The 15,245-nt window shown below is 68.9% G+C and carries 16 protein-coding genes; 10 read left to right on the forward strand and 6 right to left on the reverse strand.

Going from position 1 to position 15,245, the window contains the following annotated elements; genetic code table 11:
* Positions 1–23: 23 nt before the first annotated feature.
* The 3 genes from BM013_RS17525 to BM013_RS17535 all read left to right on the forward strand — a co-directional run bounded on the left by BM013_RS17525 (position 24) and on the right by BM013_RS17535 (position 2,616).
* Positions 24–1,115 (forward strand): tartrate dehydrogenase, encoded by a 1,092-nt coding sequence (locus tag BM013_RS17525; RefSeq protein ID WP_093128909.1) that lies wholly within the window; start codon positions 24–26, stop codon positions 1,113–1,115.
* An 82-nt stretch (positions 1,116–1,197) separates the two neighbouring features.
* Positions 1,198–2,205: a tripartite tricarboxylate transporter substrate binding protein gene (locus tag BM013_RS17530; RefSeq protein WP_093128910.1), complete on the forward strand. Its 1,008-nt coding sequence runs from the start codon at positions 1,198–1,200 to the stop codon at positions 2,203–2,205.
* 120 nt (positions 2,206–2,325) lie between these two features.
* Positions 2,326–2,616 (forward strand): YciI family protein, encoded by a 291-nt coding sequence (locus tag BM013_RS17535; protein WP_093128911.1) that lies wholly within the window; start codon positions 2,326–2,328, stop codon positions 2,614–2,616.
* Here BM013_RS17535 and BM013_RS17540 read toward each other — a convergent pair.
* From BM013_RS17540 to BM013_RS17550, 3 genes are all read right to left on the reverse strand, one after another.
* Positions 2,603–3,733 carry a pirin family protein gene (locus tag BM013_RS17540; RefSeq protein WP_256221541.1) on the reverse strand — a complete coding sequence of 377 codons (1,131 nt, stop codon included), beginning with the start codon at positions 3,731–3,733 and terminating at the stop codon, positions 2,603–2,605. The two genes, BM013_RS17535 and BM013_RS17540, sit on opposite strands and share 14 nt — an antisense overlap.
* A gap of 196 nt (positions 3,734–3,929) precedes the next feature.
* The gene (locus BM013_RS17545) at positions 3,930–4,346 is read right to left on the reverse strand and encodes a VOC family protein (RefSeq protein ID WP_093128913.1); all 417 of its coding nucleotides are present in this window, start codon (positions 4,344–4,346) and stop codon (positions 3,930–3,932) included.
* Between the two features lie 104 nt (positions 4,347–4,450).
* A complete protein-coding gene (locus BM013_RS17550) occupies positions 4,451–5,836 on the reverse strand; it encodes an amidase family protein (protein WP_093128914.1) in 1,386 nt (461 codons plus the stop codon).
* Between the two features lie 84 nt (positions 5,837–5,920).
* Here BM013_RS17550 and BM013_RS17555 point away from each other — a divergent pair, with 84 nt between their 5' ends.
* Positions 5,921–7,492: a CYTH and CHAD domain-containing protein gene (locus tag BM013_RS17555; RefSeq protein ID WP_093128915.1), complete on the forward strand. Its 1,572-nt coding sequence runs from the start codon at positions 5,921–5,923 to the stop codon at positions 7,490–7,492.
* A gap of 54 nt (positions 7,493–7,546) precedes the next feature.
* On the opposite strand, the gene BM013_RS17560 is transcribed toward BM013_RS17555, so the two are convergent.
* The 3 genes from BM013_RS17560 to BM013_RS17570 all read right to left on the reverse strand — a co-directional run bounded on the left by BM013_RS17560 (position 7,547) and on the right by BM013_RS17570 (position 10,166).
* Positions 7,547–8,023 carry an FKBP-type peptidyl-prolyl cis-trans isomerase gene (locus BM013_RS17560; protein ID WP_093128916.1) on the reverse strand — a complete coding sequence of 159 codons (477 nt, stop codon included), beginning with the start codon at positions 8,021–8,023 and terminating at the stop codon, positions 7,547–7,549.
* A gap of 76 nt (positions 8,024–8,099) precedes the next feature.
* Positions 8,100–9,155, reverse strand: coding sequence for a virulence RhuM family protein (locus BM013_RS17565; RefSeq protein ID WP_093128917.1), 1,056 nt, complete (start codon positions 9,153–9,155; stop codon positions 8,100–8,102).
* A gap of 96 nt (positions 9,156–9,251) precedes the next feature.
* Complete coding sequence (locus BM013_RS17570; protein WP_093128918.1) at positions 9,252–10,166, reverse strand: LysR family transcriptional regulator; 915 nt, start codon at positions 10,164–10,166, stop codon at positions 9,252–9,254.
* 87 nt (positions 10,167–10,253) lie between these two features.
* Here BM013_RS17570 and BM013_RS17575 point away from each other — a divergent pair, with 87 nt between their 5' ends.
* The 6 genes from BM013_RS17575 (at position 10,254) to BM013_RS17600 (ending at position 15,239) form a co-directional block, all read left to right on the forward strand.
* On the forward strand, positions 10,254–10,640 hold the full coding sequence (locus BM013_RS17575; RefSeq protein ID WP_093128919.1) for a DoxX family protein: 387 nt from the start codon (positions 10,254–10,256) through the stop codon (positions 10,638–10,640).
* Positions 10,641–10,696: 56 nt separating this feature from the next.
* Positions 10,697–11,284, forward strand: coding sequence for an NADPH-dependent FMN reductase (locus tag BM013_RS17580; RefSeq protein WP_093128920.1), 588 nt, complete (start codon positions 10,697–10,699; stop codon positions 11,282–11,284).
* Complete coding sequence (locus BM013_RS17585; protein ID WP_093128921.1) at positions 11,281–12,135, forward strand: pirin family protein; 855 nt, start codon at positions 11,281–11,283, stop codon at positions 12,133–12,135. The genes BM013_RS17580 and BM013_RS17585 overlap by 4 nt, the downstream gene beginning before the upstream one ends.
* Positions 12,136–12,344: 209 nt before the next feature.
* Entirely contained in the window at positions 12,345–13,550 is a 1,206-nt protein-coding gene (locus BM013_RS17590; protein WP_093128922.1) for a M20 aminoacylase family protein, read from the forward strand.
* A 33-nt stretch (positions 13,551–13,583) separates the two neighbouring features.
* A complete protein-coding gene (locus BM013_RS17595) occupies positions 13,584–14,579 on the forward strand; it encodes a tripartite tricarboxylate transporter substrate-binding protein (RefSeq protein ID WP_371280367.1) in 996 nt (331 codons plus the stop codon).
* 153 nt (positions 14,580–14,732) lie between these two features.
* The gene (locus BM013_RS17600; RefSeq protein WP_093128924.1) at positions 14,733–15,239 is read left to right on the forward strand and encodes a helix-turn-helix domain-containing protein; all 507 of its coding nucleotides are present in this window, start codon (positions 14,733–14,735) and stop codon (positions 15,237–15,239) included.
* The last annotated feature ends 6 nt before the right edge of the window (positions 15,240–15,245 follow it).

Here is a 15,245-nt window from a genome sequence, read left to right on the forward strand (position 1 = left end):
ACAGCACATTCAAGAGGACATCGATGAGCAGTTACAGCATTGCCACCATTCCCGGCGACGGCATCGGCAAGGAAGTGATCCCGGCGGGGCGCCAGGTGATGGAAGCGCTGGCCGCGGCCTCCGGCGGTGCCCTGCAGTTTTCGTTCGAAGATTTCGGCTGGGGCGGCGACTGGTACCGCGCGCACGGCGAGATGATGCCGGCCGACGGCCTGGACGCACTGCGCAAGAAGGACGCCATTCTTTTCGGCTCCGCGGGCGACCCGCACATTCCCGACCACATCACGCTGTGGGGCCTGCGCCTGAAGATCTGCCAGGGCTTCGACCAGTACGCCAACGTGCGGCCCACGCGCATCCTGCCGGGCATCGACGGCCCGCTCAAGCGCTGCGCGCCGGGCCAGCTCGACTGGGTGATCGTGCGCGAGAACTCCGAGGGCGAATACGCCGGCGTGGGCGGCCGCGTGCACCAGGGCCACCCGATCGAGGCCGCCACCGACGTGAGCATGATGACCCGCGCGGGCGTCGAACGCATCATGCGTTTCGCCTTCGCGCTGGCCCGTTCGCGGCCGCGCAAGCTGCTCACCGTGGTGACCAAGAGCAACGCGCAGCGCCACGCCATGGTGATGTGGGACGAGATCGCGCTGCAGATCTCCAAGGAGTTCCCCGACGTCACCTGGGACAAGGAACTGGTCGACGCCTGCACCGCGCGCATGGTCAACCGCCCGGCCACGCTCGACACCATCGTCGCGACCAACCTGCACGCCGACATCCTCAGCGACCTTGCCGCCGCGCTGGCGGGCAGCCTGGGCATTGCACCTACCGGCAACATCGACCCGGAGCGCCGCTACCCGTCGATGTTCGAGCCCATCCACGGCTCGGCCTTCGACATCATGGGCAAGGGGCTGGCCAACCCGGTGGGCACCTTCTGGTCGGTGGTGATGCTGCTGGAGCACCTGGGCGAGGCCGAGGCCGCGTGCCGCGTGATGCAGGCGGTGGAGCACGTCACGGCCAACCCGTCGCTGCACACGCGCGACCTGGGCGGCCACGCCACCACCGAGCAGGTGACGCGCGCGGTGTGCGCGCACATTGCCGGCGAGCCCTTGCGGCTTGCGGCCTGAGCGATTCGAGCGATACGAGCGATTTCCACGGTATCCGCGCGCCTCGATGCGCGCACCTAAACAACGAGCCGGAGACAAAACCATGAACGCTTCTTCCTTGAACGCGCGCCGCCGGCGCACCGTGCTGCGGGCCGCGGCCCTCGCACTGGGGCTCGGCGCGACAGCGTTGGCCTTCGCGCAGCAGCCCACCGGCTGGCCCGCGCGGCCCATCAACCTGGTCGTGCCCTTCCCCGCCGGCGGCACCACCGACGTGTTGGCGCGCGCGCTGGCCGACAAGCTCTCGCAGTCGCTCGGCCAGCCCGTGGTGGTCGAGAGCCGGCCCGGTGCCGGCGCCACGCTCGGTGCCGACTACGTGGCCAAGGCCAAGCCCGACGGCTACACGCTGCTGATGGGCGCGGTGCACCACACCATCGCCACCAGCGTCTACAAGAAGCTGCCGTACGACTTCCAGAGAGACCTGGCGCCCGTCACCGTGGTGGCCATGGTGCCCAACGTGCTGGTGATCAACGCGGCCAACACGCCCGCGAAGACCGTGGCCGAGCTGGTGGCGCTGGCCAAGATGTCGCCCGAGAAGCTGGCCTACGGCTCCAACGGCAACGGCACGGCGCAGCACCTGATCGGCACGCAGTTCCAGGCCAGCACCGGCACCAGGCTGCTGCACGTGCCCTACAAGGGCAGCGGCCCGCTCACCACCGACCTGCTCGGCGGGCAGGTGGCGATGTCCTTCGACACCATCACGCCGGTGCTGCAGCACATCAAGAGCGGCAAGCTGCGCGCGCTGGCCGTGACCACGGCGCGCCGCTCGTCGGTGCTGCCCGACGTGCCCACGCTGGAAGAGGCGGGGCTCAAGGGCTTCGACATCGGCACCTGGTTCGGCGTGCTGGCGCCGGCGGCCACGCCGAAGGACATCGTGGCGCGGCTGAACGCGGAGATGGTGAAGATCATCCACTCGCCCGATTTCGCGCAGCGCATGCAGGCCATCGGCGCCGAGCCGCTGGGCGGCACGCAGGAAGAGATGGCGCGGCAGATCCGCGAGGAGACCGCCAAGTTCGCGAAGCTGGTGAAGGAAGGCGGCGTGGCGATCGACTAGGGCCTGTTCACCCCTTGCCCGGACAGGCTCTCACCACCGGTTACCGGTGTGCACACCTTGGCGCTGCGCGCGCGGCGCCAAGCCCATAGGATGGTGGTTCCACGACTCTGCGTCACCACCATGTTCATCGTCACACTGACCTACATCCGGCCGCTCGACGAACTCGACGTGCTGATGGACGCGCACATCGCCTGGCTCAAGAAGCACTACGAAAGTGGTCTGTTCCTGGCCTCGGGCCGACAGGTGCCGCGCAAGGGCGGCGTGATCCTGGCGCGTTCGGGCGACCGCGACGGGCTGCAGGCGGTGCTGGCGCGCGACCCGTTCGTGCTGAACGGCGCCGCGCGCGCCGACATCCTGGAGTTCGTGCCCAGCATGACCGCGCCGGGCGCGGAGGCCCTCAAGAGCCTTTGACCGTACCCGCTGCAGCCACCGCAGCTGCAGTAGCCACAACAGCCGCCGGCTGCGCCGGCAGCTCTTCGCGCCCGCCCGGGTGCTTCGCGAAGCGCGCCGTCTGCATGCCGTGCACCGGCGCCGAGTCGCCGAAGGGCCAGCCGCCGAACTGCGTGCGGCGGTAGTCGGCCATGGTCTGGCTGATCTCGGCCTGCGTGTTCATCACGAAGGGGCCGTACTGCACCACCGGTTCGGCAATCGGGCGGCCCTGCAGCACCAGGAACTCGCTGGTGTCGTCGGGGCCGTTGGCCAGCTCCACGGGCATGTCCGCGCGCAGCTCGATGGCCACCGGGCCTTCCACGCGCTGGCCCGCCACATGCGCCACCGTACCCTTGAAGAAGTACAGCATGCGCCGCGTGCCCTCGCCGGCCGCAGCGGGCAGCGTCCACTGCGCGCCGGGTGTCATCTTCAGCGTCCAGATGGCCACGTCGGCGTCGGCCTGCGCGGCCCACGAGTCGGGCGGCGGCGCCAGCGGCTGGATCGGTTCCTGGCCGCCCGCGGCGTCGCCACCGATGCGCCCCGCGATCACCGCGACCTCGGTGCGTCCGCCCTTCGCGTCGTCGGAGCCGAAGCGCGGAATCGCGTCCGACCAGAACATGGTGAAGTGCGGCTCGGCCATCTTGCTTTTCGCGGGCAGGTTCAGCCAGATCTGGAACAGCTCCAGCGGGTTCGGCGCGCCGGCGTCCAGCAGAGGGAACATCTCCGAATGCACGATGCCCTTGCCGGCCGTGAGCCACTGCACGTCGCCGCCGCCGAAGCGCGCGGTGGCACCCAGCGAGTCGGAATGGTCCACCAGGCCCTTGCGCACGATGGTCACCGTCTCGAAGCCGCGGTGCGGGTGCGAGGGAAAGCCCGGCACCGTGTCGCCGTGGTACATGCTCCAGCCGTCCTTGCGGCTGAAGTCCTGGCCGATCTGGCGGCCTGCCAGCGACGCCTCGGGGCCCATGCGGCCGTTGCCCTGCGGGTAGGCGTCGTCGTGGTAGACGCAGAACAGGAACGGGTCGATCGTCTGCCACGGGAAACCGAGGGGCGCGATCTGCACGATGGGGCTGAGGCTCTTGTTGTTGTCTTCGGACATATCGATATTCCTTTGCACGTGGGGCATGGCCGATGTTGCCTTGCCGGTGACTGGAATATCGGGGCGCCGCCGCCGTCCGGTAGATGCCTTGCCTGCAACAGTGAAGAGCGCGTATGGAACGATCGGCATCGTTCTTTCCTTCGTCTTTCGTCCTTGGTGCCTGCCGCGGGGTCGTCTCGTTTGCCCGGTGACTTGGTTACTGCTTGGGCATCTCGACGTTCGGGTCCATGAACACCAGCTCCCACAGGTGGCCGTCGATGTCCTGGAAGCCGTGGCCGTACATGAAGCCGTAGTCCTGCGGCTCGCGCGGAATGGTGCCGCCCGCGGCCTTGGCCTTGGCCACCAGCTCGTCGACCTCGGCGCGGCTCTCGCACGACAGGCACAGCAGCACCTCGGTGCTGGTGGCGGTGTCCGCCAGGCTCTTGGTGGTGAAGGTCTTGAAGAACGCCTCGACCAGCAGCATGACGTGGATGCTGTCCTTCTGCACCACCATGCAGGCGGCGTTGGCGTCGGTGAACTGCGGGTTGAAGGTGTAGCCCAGCGCGGCGAAGAACGCCTTGGTCTTGTCGAGGTTCTTGACGGGAAGGTTCACGAAGATCTGCTTGGTGGCCATGGTGTCGTCCTGTGTCGGTGAGGGGAATGATGGGTTTTGCCGGCGTCTTGTGTACGCCGTCCACAAAAGATACCAAACAAACTGGACGCCGTCCACATGATTTTTCAGCCGGGCCGATTGACTGGTGGATCGGCCAGGAGCGCGGCCAGCGCGAGCGTGCTGCGGTCTTCGAAGTACGGCCCGACGATCTGCACGCCCAGCGGCAGCCTGCCGGCGGTGCGGCCTGCGGGTGCCACGGTGGCGGGCAGCCCGCCGAGGCTGGCGAGGCTCGACCAGGCCGCCCCCTGCGCGCCGTAGGGCGTGGCGCGGCCGTCGATGGCGAGCGTGCGGCGCGACCAGTCCGGCTCGCTCACGTGCTCGAAAGCGGCGCAGCCGAAGACGGGGCACAGCACGGCGTCGAACTGGGTGAACAGCGTGCGCAATTGGGCGCGGATGCGGGTGCGCGCGGCCAGCAGGTCGAACCACGCGCGCAGCGACAGCGGCGACTGGCCGCCCGGTTCGGCGTGGGCGAGCACCGTCTGCACGATGCCGCCGTAGGTGTCGCCGACCTCGGCCAGGTCGGGCAGCAGCTCAGACTGGTGAGCCAGCACCGCACCCGCGTCGGCAAGCCGCCGCGCGGCCGATTCGACGGCCGCGCGCACGTCGGCACCCACGGCGGCCTGCGGATGCGACGTGACCACGAGCACGCGCCAGCCGCTGGCCGCCGCATGGCGCGGCGCGGGCAGCCGACCGTGGCCGTCGGCCGTGCACATCGCGTCGGGGCCTGCCAGCACGTCGAGCGCCAGCGCCAGGTCTTGCGCGCAGTGGCCGATCGGCCCGATCACCGACGGCAACCCCGCCGGCGGCTCCTCGGTGCCCGGGAACGCGAAGCCGCGCGTCGGCAGCAGGCCGTGGCTCGGCTTGTGCGCGTGCACGCCGCAGAAGGCCGCCGGAATGCGCAGCGAGCCCATCAGGTCCGAGCCCAGTTCGAGCGCGACCATGCCCGTTGCCACGGCAACCGCCGCGCCGCCCGACGAGCCGCCCGGCGTGCGGTGCGCGTCGAGCGGGTGCACCGTGCGCCCGTACACCGGGTTGTCGCATTGCCAGTCGGCCAGCGCGGCGGCCACGTTGGTCTTGCCGAGGATCACCGCGCCGGCCGCCTTCAGCCGCTGCACGGCCACCGCGTCCTGCGCCGGCACGGAGCCGCGAAACGGTGGCAGTCCCCAGCTGGTCGGCAGGCCGGCGACGTTGAAGGCCTCCTTCACCGTCATCGGCACGCCGAGCAGCGCGCGCCGCTCGCCGCGCGCCAGCGCCGCGTCGGCCTGCGCGGCCTGCCGGCGGGCGCGCTCGAAGTCGCGCACCACCACCGCGTTGAGCGCGCCGTCGAGCGACTCGATGCGCGCGATGGCGGCCTCGCACAGCGCGGCCGCGCTGACCTGCGCTGAGGCCAGTGCCTCGGCGCAGCGCGCCGCGCCGGCGGACAGCAGTTCGGTCGGGTTCGTCGTTGCCATGGTCCGTGCCCTTTCTCGTCTCGCTCGATGGACCCGGTGCGCCCGGTGCTTCCGTGTTGCGGGGGCCGGAGAAGACGGGGCATCATGGCTGCCATGGAAATCGAGTTCAAGTTCTGCATTCCCGCCGGCCGCCTGAAGGCCGTCGAAACCGCCCTCAAACGCGGCGCCGTCGAGCGCACCCGCCTGCAGGCCCGCTACTTCGACACCGCCGACCTGCGCCTGGCCGCCGACGGCATGGTGCTGCGGCTGCGCAAGGAGGGCCCGCGCTGGGTGCAGACCGTGAAGGCCACCGGCGACAACGCGCTGCACCGGCTCGAGCACAACGTCGACCTGGGCACGGCGGGCGCCGCACCGCAGATCGATCCGCTGCGCCACCAGGGCACGCCCGTGGGCGAGCGGCTGGCCAGGCTGCTGGGGCATGGCGGCGAGGGCGACGCAGCGCCTGCACCGCTGGTCGAGCGGCAATCCACCGACATCGTGCGGCTCACGCGCGACGTGCGCGTCACCGGGCCCGGCGGCGCGGTGGTCGAGATGGCGCTGGATGTCGGCAAGGTCGTCGCGTTCGCAGGCACGCCCGAGCAGCGCGAATCGCCGGTGTGCGAGCTGGAACTGGAGCTGAAAAGCGGCGATGTGCGCGGCCTGGTGTCGCTCGCGCGGCGCTGGTCGCAGCAGCACGGGCTGTGGTTCAGCACCGTGTCGAAGGCCGAGCGCGGCGCGCGGCTGCTGGCGGCGAAGGAGACCGCGGGCGCGGTGAAGGCCGAAGCGCCGCGCTTCGCCACGCCGCACCCCGACGGGCGCGCCGTCCAACAGGCCGTGGTCGCATCGTGCCTCGCGCAGATGCTGCCGAACGCGAGCGAGATCGCGGCGGGAAGCAGCGACGAAGAGCAGGTCCATCAGCTGCGCATCGGCATCCGCCGCCTGCGCACGGCGCTGCGCGAACTGGCGGCGCTCGATGCGTCGTCGGAACACTTCCAGCCGGCCGAATGGGAGCCGCCGCTGGTCGAGGCTTTCCGCGCACTGGGCGCGCTGCGCGACCGCGAGCAGGTCGTGAAGCTCGCGCAGCCGCGGCTGACTGAAGCGGGCGCGCCGGCGTTCGACCCGCTGGCGGGCGACGACACGGCGGCCAGCGCGCCGTCACCCGGCGACGCGGTGCGCGCATCGGCGTTCCAGGGCGTGCTGGTGTCGCTGATCGCATTCACTGCGGTGGAACATGCTGAATCTGAGGAGGCCGCGGAGGCTGGCCCGGCAAGCGCCGACGACGCTCGCCGCCTGCTGCGCAAGCGCCTGCAGCATCTGCACAAGCAGGTGCTGCACGACGGCGAGCGCTTCGAGTCGCTCGACACCGAACTTCAGCACCGCGTGCGCAAGCGGCTGAAGCGCCTGCGCTACCTCGCCGAGTTCGTGGCGCCGCTGTTCGATGCGCAGGACAAGGACGCGGCCGAGCGCTACCTGAAGGCGCTGCGCCCCGCGCAGGACGCCCTGGGCGATTTCAACGACGAGGCGGTGGCGATGGCGCTGTACCGCGAAGCCACCGGGCGCGATGCGCGTGCGTGGTTTGCGGTGGGGTGGTTCACCGCGCGGCATCCGGCGGGCGCGAAGGCGTGCCGGAAGGCGCTGGAGAAGATCGAGGACGCGCCGAGGTTCTGGAAGAAGTAGTCAGGCGGAGCAGGCGGCCGCCGAGCGCGTCGGCCTCAGCCTGCTGGCGCCTTGTCAGTGATGGTGCCCGTGCGCCCCATGCACATGCCGGTGCTCGATTTCCACCGGCAGCGCCGTGCGCACGTCCGTCACCTGCAGGCTGAAACGTAGCGCCTTGCCGGCCCATGGGTGGTTGCCGTCGAGCAGCACGACCGGGCCCTTGATCTTCATCACCGTGAAGACATGCTCGGTACCGTCGTCGAGCCGGCCTTGCAGCTGGCCGCCGATCTTCACGCCCGGCGGGAAGTCGGTCTTGGGGATGCTGCGAACCAGTGCCTCGTCGCGCTGGCCGAAGGCGTCTTCGGGCGAGAGGTCCACCACGGTCTGGTAGCCCTTCTCCTTGCCATCGAGCGCCTGCTCGATCTTGGGCAGCGTGTTCTCGTACCCGCCATGCAGGTAGGCCATCGGCTCGGGGCTCGCCTCGATGAGCTTGCCCTGGGCGTCGGAGACTTTGTACTTGATGGTGACGACGGTGTCTTTTTCGATTTTCATGAAGTGATGACCTGACGGATGCGATTCGACGGATTTTCACGCATTCTGATGCGTGGCATCTCCGCGAGACCCGGTATCAGGAAGCGTCGCGCTCGCCCTTGTTTTGCGACAGCTGGCGTTCTGCCCGCTCCAGTTCCCTGAGGTCTTCGGCGTCGGCTTCCTGCGATTGCATCTCGCGTCGCCGGATGTCGAACTTCTCATACCTTCCGTGCACGATCTCGACCATCTCGTCGTGGCTCATGCGCCCGGTGCCCTTGAGCAACGGGCTTTCATTGAATTCGATGAAGGTGTCGACATAGGCCCGCCAGTCCGTCATGCGCAGGTCCTTGCGCCTCTCGGCGCGAAGCTCCGCAAAGTCCAGGAACAGCGTGACGATGCGGTTGAGATGGTCGATCTCGTCGGCGTTGAGGTAGTTCTTGGCAACGATCACATCGGCCTTGCGCACGCGCCCTGCTTTCCATGCGGTCAGCGCCATGTTGGGTGCGCCGGAGTCGGCGCGCTGCACGACGATCTCGGCGGCGGTGTGCTGCGTGACCGCATAGAACATCTTGTTTTGTACTTCGGCGAAGAACAGACCCACGGCCTCCGGGTCGTCCTTGTAGTCCACCGACAACGCAAAGACGTCGCGCACCTTTTGGTAGAAGCGTTTCTCCGATGCCCGTATGTCGCGGATGCGTTGCAGCATCTCGTCGAAATAGTCCCAGCTTCCCGGGTCCTTGAGCCGGGCGTCGTCCATGACGAAGCCCTTGACGAGGTATTCCTTCAGATGTGCCGTCGCCCATTGGCGGAACTGGGTGCCGCGAGGGGATTTCACGCGGTAGCCGACGGCCAGGATCATGTCCAGGCTATAGAGCTTCAGAGGCCGCCGCACCTCGCGTTTGCCTTCGATTCGAACCATTAAGTCTTCCTTAATAGTTGCCTCGGGCAACAGTTCGTCCTCGTCGAGCACGTTCCTGATGTGGATGTTGATGTTCGGAACCGAGGTCTGGAACAGCGCCGCCAGTTCCATCTGCGTCAGCCATACGGTGCCGTCTTCCGTCCGCAGAAAAAACCGCGCGCTGCCGTCTTCCGTGGTGTACAGCACCAGCTCTCCCTGGCCCGAAGGTTCTGCTTCATCTGCCGCGTCACGCATGGGCAAGCTCTTTCAAGTAGATGGCCATCAGCTTTCCTGCTTTGTTGCTTTCCGGATGCGCCAGGTCGAGTGGGGGCGGCGCGCGAGGAAATGAGCTTACGGTGCAACGTCGGACAGGATCCCCATGCTGCCCAGCTTTTGCGTCACAAGCTGAATAAATGCCGACACCGCCAGCGGCAAGTGCTCGCGGCTCGGGTAGACCACGCTCAGCCCCCGCCCGGTATCGCGGTACTGCGGCAGCACCCGCACCAGCAGCCCGTCCTGCTCGTCGCGCGTCGCCATCGACGGCGGCAGCTGCGTGATGCCCAGCCCGGCCAGTGCCGCCTTGCGCAGCGCCTGCGCGGTGTTGCCGGTGAAGCGCCCGGTGACCTGCACCTCTTCTTGCGCCCCGTCCGGCCCGGTCAGCCGCCATGTGGTGTGGCCGGTCGGATGCGGCGGGGTCACGCAGTCGTGGTTGGCCAGCTCCTGCAGGGTCGCGGGTTCGCCGTGCCGCGCGAGGTACGCGGGGCTCGCCAGCAGGCCGCCGCTGCGGGTGGCCAGCCGGCGGCCGATGTAGCCCGAGTCGCGCAGCACGCCGCCGCGAAACGCCACGTCGATCTGCTCGGCGATCAGGTCGGCGGCCGCGTCGCTGAGCACGAAGTCGAGCTTCACCAGCGGGTGCGCCGCCAGGAAGTCCGACACCCACTCCATCGGGAAGAAATCGAAGAAGTCCGCCGGCGCGGCCACCCGCACCAGCCCGCTGGGCTCCTGCCCTCCCGCTACCAGCGCCTGCCCGGCCGCCACCAGTCCGTCGACCGCGCCCGCGCAGCGGTCATGAAAATCCTGTCCCGCGCCGGTCAGCGTGAGCTTGCGCGTGGAGCGCTGCATGAGCCGCGTGCCCAGTTGCGCCTCGAGCTGCTGGATGCGCCGGCTCACGGTGTTCGGCGGCAGACCGAGCCGCCTGCCGGCCTCGGCGAAGCTGCCGTAGCGCACCACCTGCACAAACATGGCGATGTCGTTGAGGTCGATCATGGCGGGCTGATTCCTTTGAATTCTGGATGAGTGCAATCCGACTCTACCGTCTAGTCGATCAATGGGTGCGTGCCTAACCTTCAGGCCATGACTTCCTCACTCCCTTCTTCCCCCGCCCAGCGCCGCATCGTCTGGGGCGTGCGCATCGTGCTCGCCCTGGCTTTCGGCGCCGCCGGCGCGGCCAAGCTGGCCGGCCTGCCGCAGATGGTCCAGGTGTTCGACGCCATCGGCGCCGGCCAGTGGTTCCGCTACCTGACCGGCCTGGTCGAGGTCGGCGGCGCGGTGCTGCTGCTGGTGCCCGCCACCGGCTTCCTCGGCGGCCTGCTGCTGGCCGCGACCATGGTGTGCGCGGTGGCCACGCACCTGGTGCTGATCGGCGGCAACCCGGCGCCGGCGGTGGTGCTGGCACTGCTGTCGGCCTTTGTGGCCTGGCGCCTGCGGCCGGTGCCGCGGGCGGCGGGCACGACCGCCTGATTTCCTTCATTCCCCATTTTTCTGCTCTCTTCTTCCCTCATTCAGGAGCTTTCCCCATGACCCAGCAAGCACAACCCCGCATCGGCATCGTCATCGCTTCGACCCGCGAAGGCCGCTTCGGCGAAAAGCCCGCGCAGTGGATCCACGAGATCGCCAATCAGCGCACCGACCTCGCGTTCGAACTGGTCGACCTGCGCGACCACCCGCTGCCTTTCTTCAACGAAGCCGGCGCGCCGGCCTGGGGTCCGGTGAAGAACGAAGCCGCCCAGCGTTGGCAGGCCAAGCTGGCCACCTTCGACGGCCTGGTCATCGTCACGCCCGAGTACAACCACGGCCCGAGCGCGGTGCTGAAGAACGCGATCGACTGGGCCTACAAGGAGTTCATCCGCAAGCCGATCGGCTTCGTGGGCTACGGCGGCGTGGGCGCGGCACGCGCTGTGGAGCAGCTGCGGCTGGTGGCGGTCGAGATGCAGATGGCGCCGGTGCGCCACGCGGTGCACATCGGCATGGTGGAGTTCATGGGCATCTGGCAGCAGGGCAAGAGCTTCGGCGACTTCCCGCACCTCGCGCAGGCCGCCACCGCCATGCTCGACGACATGGCCTGGTGGACCCGGGCGCTGAAGACCGCGCGGGAGGCCGCATGACCACGGCTGTCGATACGCGGACCCGCCCCGTCGTCTATCGCACGCGCGGCTCGCGCCACGGCGGCATCACGCGGCTCATGAGCCCGGGCGACCTGGGCGAATTCCTGAAGCCCTTCGTGTTCCTGGACCTGTTCGGCTTCGACACCTCGGGCGGCCACAAGGGCTTCGGGCTGCATCCGCACTCGGGCATTGCCACGCTCACCTACCTGATGGAGGGCGACACGCTCTATGACGACACGACCGGCGAGCGCGGCACGCTGCACGGTGGCGGCGTCGAGTGGATGCGCGCGGGCAACGGCGTGTGGCACACGGGCGGGCCCGCGCCGGGCGTGACGCGCGTGAGCGGCTTCCAGCTGTGGGTGGCGCTGCCGGCCGCCGAAGAGAACGCGCCGGCGCACAGCCTGTACCTCGCGCCCTCGCAGGTGCCGCAAGAGGGGCCGGTGCGCGTGCTGCTCGGGCGCCATGGCGCGGCGCAAAGCGCCATCGCGGCACCGTCGCCGATGAACTACCTGGCCGTCGAGCTGAAGGACGGCGAGCGCTGGCGCTACGTGCCGCCGGCCGGCCACACGGTGGGGTGGCTGGCGGTCAGCGCGGGCGCGGTCGGCGTGGCTGACGACAAGGGCGGCCCGATCGGCACCGGCGAACTCGCGGTGTTCGAGGAGTCGGAAGACGCGATCGACTTCGTCGCCCATGGCGACACGCGCTTCGTGCTGGGCTCGGCCGCCAGGCACCCGCACGAGCTGGTGATGGGGCACTACTCGGTGCACACCAGCCAAACCACGCTGGACCAGGGCGAGGCCGAGATCCGGCGCATCGGGGCGAAGCTGCGGCAGGAAGGCCGGCTCGGGTAGGTCTCGCCAGCTCCGGGCGTACTCGGGCAAGCCTCGTCAGCTCCGGGCGTACTCGGGCAAGCCTCGTCAGCTCGAGGCGTACTCGGGCAAGCCTCGCCAGCTCGAGGTGTGCTCGGGCAAGCCTCGCAATCCCGATGTGCACACAGCGGGTGGCTGCGCCAGAATCGTTCGCTCCTCATTCGAACGACTTTTTCGCAGCCCGCCCCGCCATGAACATCGCCGATTCCTTCCTTGCCAATGCCGCGCGCTTCGTCGAGATCCGACGCGACATCCACGCCCACCCCGAGCTCGGTTTCGAGGAGCACCGCACCTCCGAGAAGGTGGCGAACCTGCTGACGGGCTGGGGCATCGAGGTGCACCGCGGCATTGCGGGCACCGGCCTGGTCGGCGTGCTTCGCAAGGGCACGGGCGCCCGCACCATCGGCCTGCGCGCCGACATGGACGCGCTGCCGCTGAACGAGGCCAACGAGTTCGCTCACAGGTCGACCAACCCCGGGCGCATGCACGCCTGCGGCCACGACGGCCACACCACCATGCTGCTGGCCGCCGCCTGGCACCTGTCGCAGCAAGGCGGCGACGACTTCGACGGCACGGTGCATTTCATCTTCCAGCCCGCCGAGGAGATGGGCAAGGCCGGCGCCAGGAAGATGATCGACGAAGGCCTGTTCGAGCGCTTCCCGTGCGACGCGGTCTTCGGCCTGCACAACTTCCCGGTGGGTGACGTGGGCCGCTTCGCGCTGAACGAAGGCGCGCTCATGGCCTCGAGCAACACCTACAGGATCACCGTGCGCGGGCGCGGCACGCATGCATCGATGCCGCACACGGGCATCGACCCGGTGGCCGCGGTGGTCACGCTGGCGCAGCAGCTGCAGACCATCGTGGCGCGCACCATTCCAAGCACCGAGCGCGCGCTGTTGGCGGTCACGCAGCTGCAGGGCTCCGATGCGCCCAACGTCATTCCCGACGTGGCCACGGTGGGCGGCACCATCCGCACCTTCTCGATCGACGCCATCGACAAGATCGAGGCCCGCCTGCGCGAGGTGGCCGCGGGCGTGGCGGCGGCGCACGGCTGTACGGCCGAGGTGTTCTTCAACCGTTCGTCGCCGCCGACCGTGAACCACCCGGCCGAGGCGCGCTTTGCGGCCGGCGTGATGCGCGAGGTGGTGGGCGACGACATGGTCACCGACGACTTCCCCGCTGTGATGGGCGCCGAAGACTTCGCGCACATGCTGATCGCGCGGCCCGGCTGCTACGCCTTCCTGGGCAACGGCGACGGCGACCACCGGCTCGACGGGCACGGGCCCGGCCCTTGCATCATCCATAACACCTCGTTCGATTTCAACGACGAGATCATCCCGATCGGTGCCAGCTACTTCGTGAAGCTGGTGCAGCGCTGGCTGCCGTCGGGCTCCTGAGATTCCCTCCCTGTCTCCCTGTCGATGACGATGATGAAAGCGGCCACCCAGATGCCTACGACCCTGTTCACCCGACGTTCCCTGGCCGCCCTGGCCGCCGCCGCAGCGGCGCTGTGCGCCATCGCCCCGGTGCATGCGCAGCAGCGCGTGATCCACATCGTCGTGCCCTTCGGCACCGGCGCGGTGCAGGACACCGTGGCGCGCGCCTTCAACAACGAACTGGGCGCGGCGCTCAACGCCAGCGCCATCGTCGAGAACCGCGCGGGCGCGGGCGGCACCGTGGGCGCGGCGATGGTGGCGCGCGCGCCGGCCGACGGCAGCACGCTGGTGCTGGCGGCCGCGAGCCACAACATCGCGGGCTTCCTGTACAACAAGCTGAGCTACGACCCGCTGAAGGACTTCGTGGGCGTGGCCAACGTCGGCAACGCGGGCTACGTGCTGGCGGTGGCGGGCGGCATGGGCGTGTCGACCACGGCCGACTTCATCAAGGAGGTCAAGGCCAACCCCGGCAAGTACAACTACGCCTCGGCCGGCAACGGCAGCGCCACGCACCTGGCCATGGCCTCGTTCCTGGCCAAGGCCGGCCTGCAGATGACGCACATTCCCACCAAGTCGACCGGCGAGGCCGTCAACGAGGTGCTGGCGGGCCGCGTGCAGGCGGTGATCTCGTCGAGCATCGGCGTGATCGGCTTCCAGGACGACGCGCGCATGAAGCTGCTGGCCTCCACCGGCCAGTCGCGCAGCCCCTTCCTGCCCAAGCTGCCCACCGTGGCGGAGAGCGGCCTGCCGGGCTACGCCTTCGACTCGTGGATCGGCCTGCTCGCGCCGGCCGGCACGTCCAAGGCCGAGGTGGAACGCATCAACGTCGCGGCCAACAAGGTGCTGGCGGACCCGGTGATCCAGGAGCGCTTCAAGCGCCTGGGCGTGGAGCCGCGCAGCCAGAGCGCGGAGGAATTCCAGAAGCTGCTGCGCTCGGACTGGGACGCGATGGGGGCGGTGGTGAAGGCTTCGGGGGCGAAGATCGATTGAGGCCGGCTGCATCACTTGGCTGCATCATCCGGCTGCGCTTCAAAAGCCCTGCGCTTGTATTGCGCAAATACAAGTCCAGGCTTGTATATTGAAGATATAGGCTAGGGCCAATATATTGACAAAACAAGCCAGGGCCGATATCTTGATCTCAAGATGGACTATCCACTGCGCTTCGTCGATCAGTTGCGGCCGCACCTCAAGGCGCTGCGAAAAAAGCGCGGCCTGACGCAGGCCCAGGCCGGCGCGCTCGTCGGTGTCAGCCAGGCCCGGATTGCCGAGATCGAAGCCAATCCGGGCGCAGTGAACTTCGAACAACTGATGAGGCTGTTGTCGGCGCTGGGCGGCTCGTTTGCCGTGCGCGAAGACGCGCCTTCGACCCCCGTGCTCCACGTTGTCGACGAGCCTGCGCGGGCGTACGGCACGCTGCCGGACACCGACGTGAAACTCCCGCAAGGCCCAGGGCGCTGGGCCGTCCGGAGAATGAACGATCAATCCGTGTTGGTCAGCCTGGTGGTCCAGGATGCCGCTGGCGCTGTCCCTGCGCGAAGCGCGGGCCCGGGCGAGTTGCTGCGCGCGCTCCAGGCGCTGAACCCGGACAAGGACGTCAAGCCGACATCGCGGCGGAACTTCGTGGTCCGGACGAGGGAAGACGCCTGGTGACACAAG

It is taken from the genome of Variovorax sp. OK605, assembly GCF_900115445.1.
Lineage (GTDB): Bacteria > Pseudomonadota > Gammaproteobacteria > Burkholderiales > Burkholderiaceae_C > Variovorax.

What these genes read in the sequence shown, in the direction of transcription:
- BM013_RS17525 (WP_093128909.1), top strand. Translation starts at nt 24, where the DNA reads ATGAGCAGTTACAGCATTGCCACCATTCCCGGCGACGGCATCGGCAAG.
- BM013_RS17530 (WP_093128910.1), top strand. Translation starts at nt 1,198, where the DNA reads ATGAACGCTTCTTCCTTGAACGCGCGCCGCCGGCGCACCGTGCTGCGG.
- BM013_RS17535 (WP_093128911.1), top strand. Translation starts at nt 2,326, where the DNA reads ATGTTCATCGTCACACTGACCTACATCCGGCCGCTCGACGAACTCGAC.
- BM013_RS17540 (WP_256221541.1), bottom strand. Translation starts at nt 3,733, where the DNA reads ATGTCCGAAGACAACAACAAGAGCCTCAGCCCCATCGTGCAGATCGCG.
- BM013_RS17545 (WP_093128913.1), bottom strand. Translation starts at nt 4,346, where the DNA reads ATGGCCACCAAGCAGATCTTCGTGAACCTTCCCGTCAAGAACCTCGAC.
- BM013_RS17550 (WP_093128914.1), bottom strand. Translation starts at nt 5,836, where the DNA reads ATGGCAACGACGAACCCGACCGAACTGCTGTCCGCCGGCGCGGCGCGC.
- BM013_RS17555 (WP_093128915.1), top strand. Translation starts at nt 5,921, where the DNA reads ATGGCTGCCATGGAAATCGAGTTCAAGTTCTGCATTCCCGCCGGCCGC.
- BM013_RS17560 (WP_093128916.1), bottom strand. Translation starts at nt 8,023, where the DNA reads ATGAAAATCGAAAAAGACACCGTCGTCACCATCAAGTACAAAGTCTCC.
- BM013_RS17565 (WP_093128917.1), bottom strand. Translation starts at nt 9,155, where the DNA reads ATGCGTGACGCGGCAGATGAAGCAGAACCTTCGGGCCAGGGAGAGCTG.
- BM013_RS17570 (WP_093128918.1), bottom strand. Translation starts at nt 10,166, where the DNA reads ATGATCGACCTCAACGACATCGCCATGTTTGTGCAGGTGGTGCGCTAC.
- BM013_RS17575 (WP_093128919.1), top strand. Translation starts at nt 10,254, where the DNA reads ATGACTTCCTCACTCCCTTCTTCCCCCGCCCAGCGCCGCATCGTCTGG.
- BM013_RS17580 (WP_093128920.1), top strand. Translation starts at nt 10,697, where the DNA reads ATGACCCAGCAAGCACAACCCCGCATCGGCATCGTCATCGCTTCGACC.
- BM013_RS17585 (WP_093128921.1), top strand. Translation starts at nt 11,281, where the DNA reads ATGACCACGGCTGTCGATACGCGGACCCGCCCCGTCGTCTATCGCACG.
- BM013_RS17590 (WP_093128922.1), top strand. Translation starts at nt 12,345, where the DNA reads ATGAACATCGCCGATTCCTTCCTTGCCAATGCCGCGCGCTTCGTCGAG.
- BM013_RS17595 (WP_371280367.1), top strand. Translation starts at nt 13,584, where the DNA reads ATGAAAGCGGCCACCCAGATGCCTACGACCCTGTTCACCCGACGTTCC.
- BM013_RS17600 (WP_093128924.1), top strand. Translation starts at nt 14,733, where the DNA reads ATGGACTATCCACTGCGCTTCGTCGATCAGTTGCGGCCGCACCTCAAG.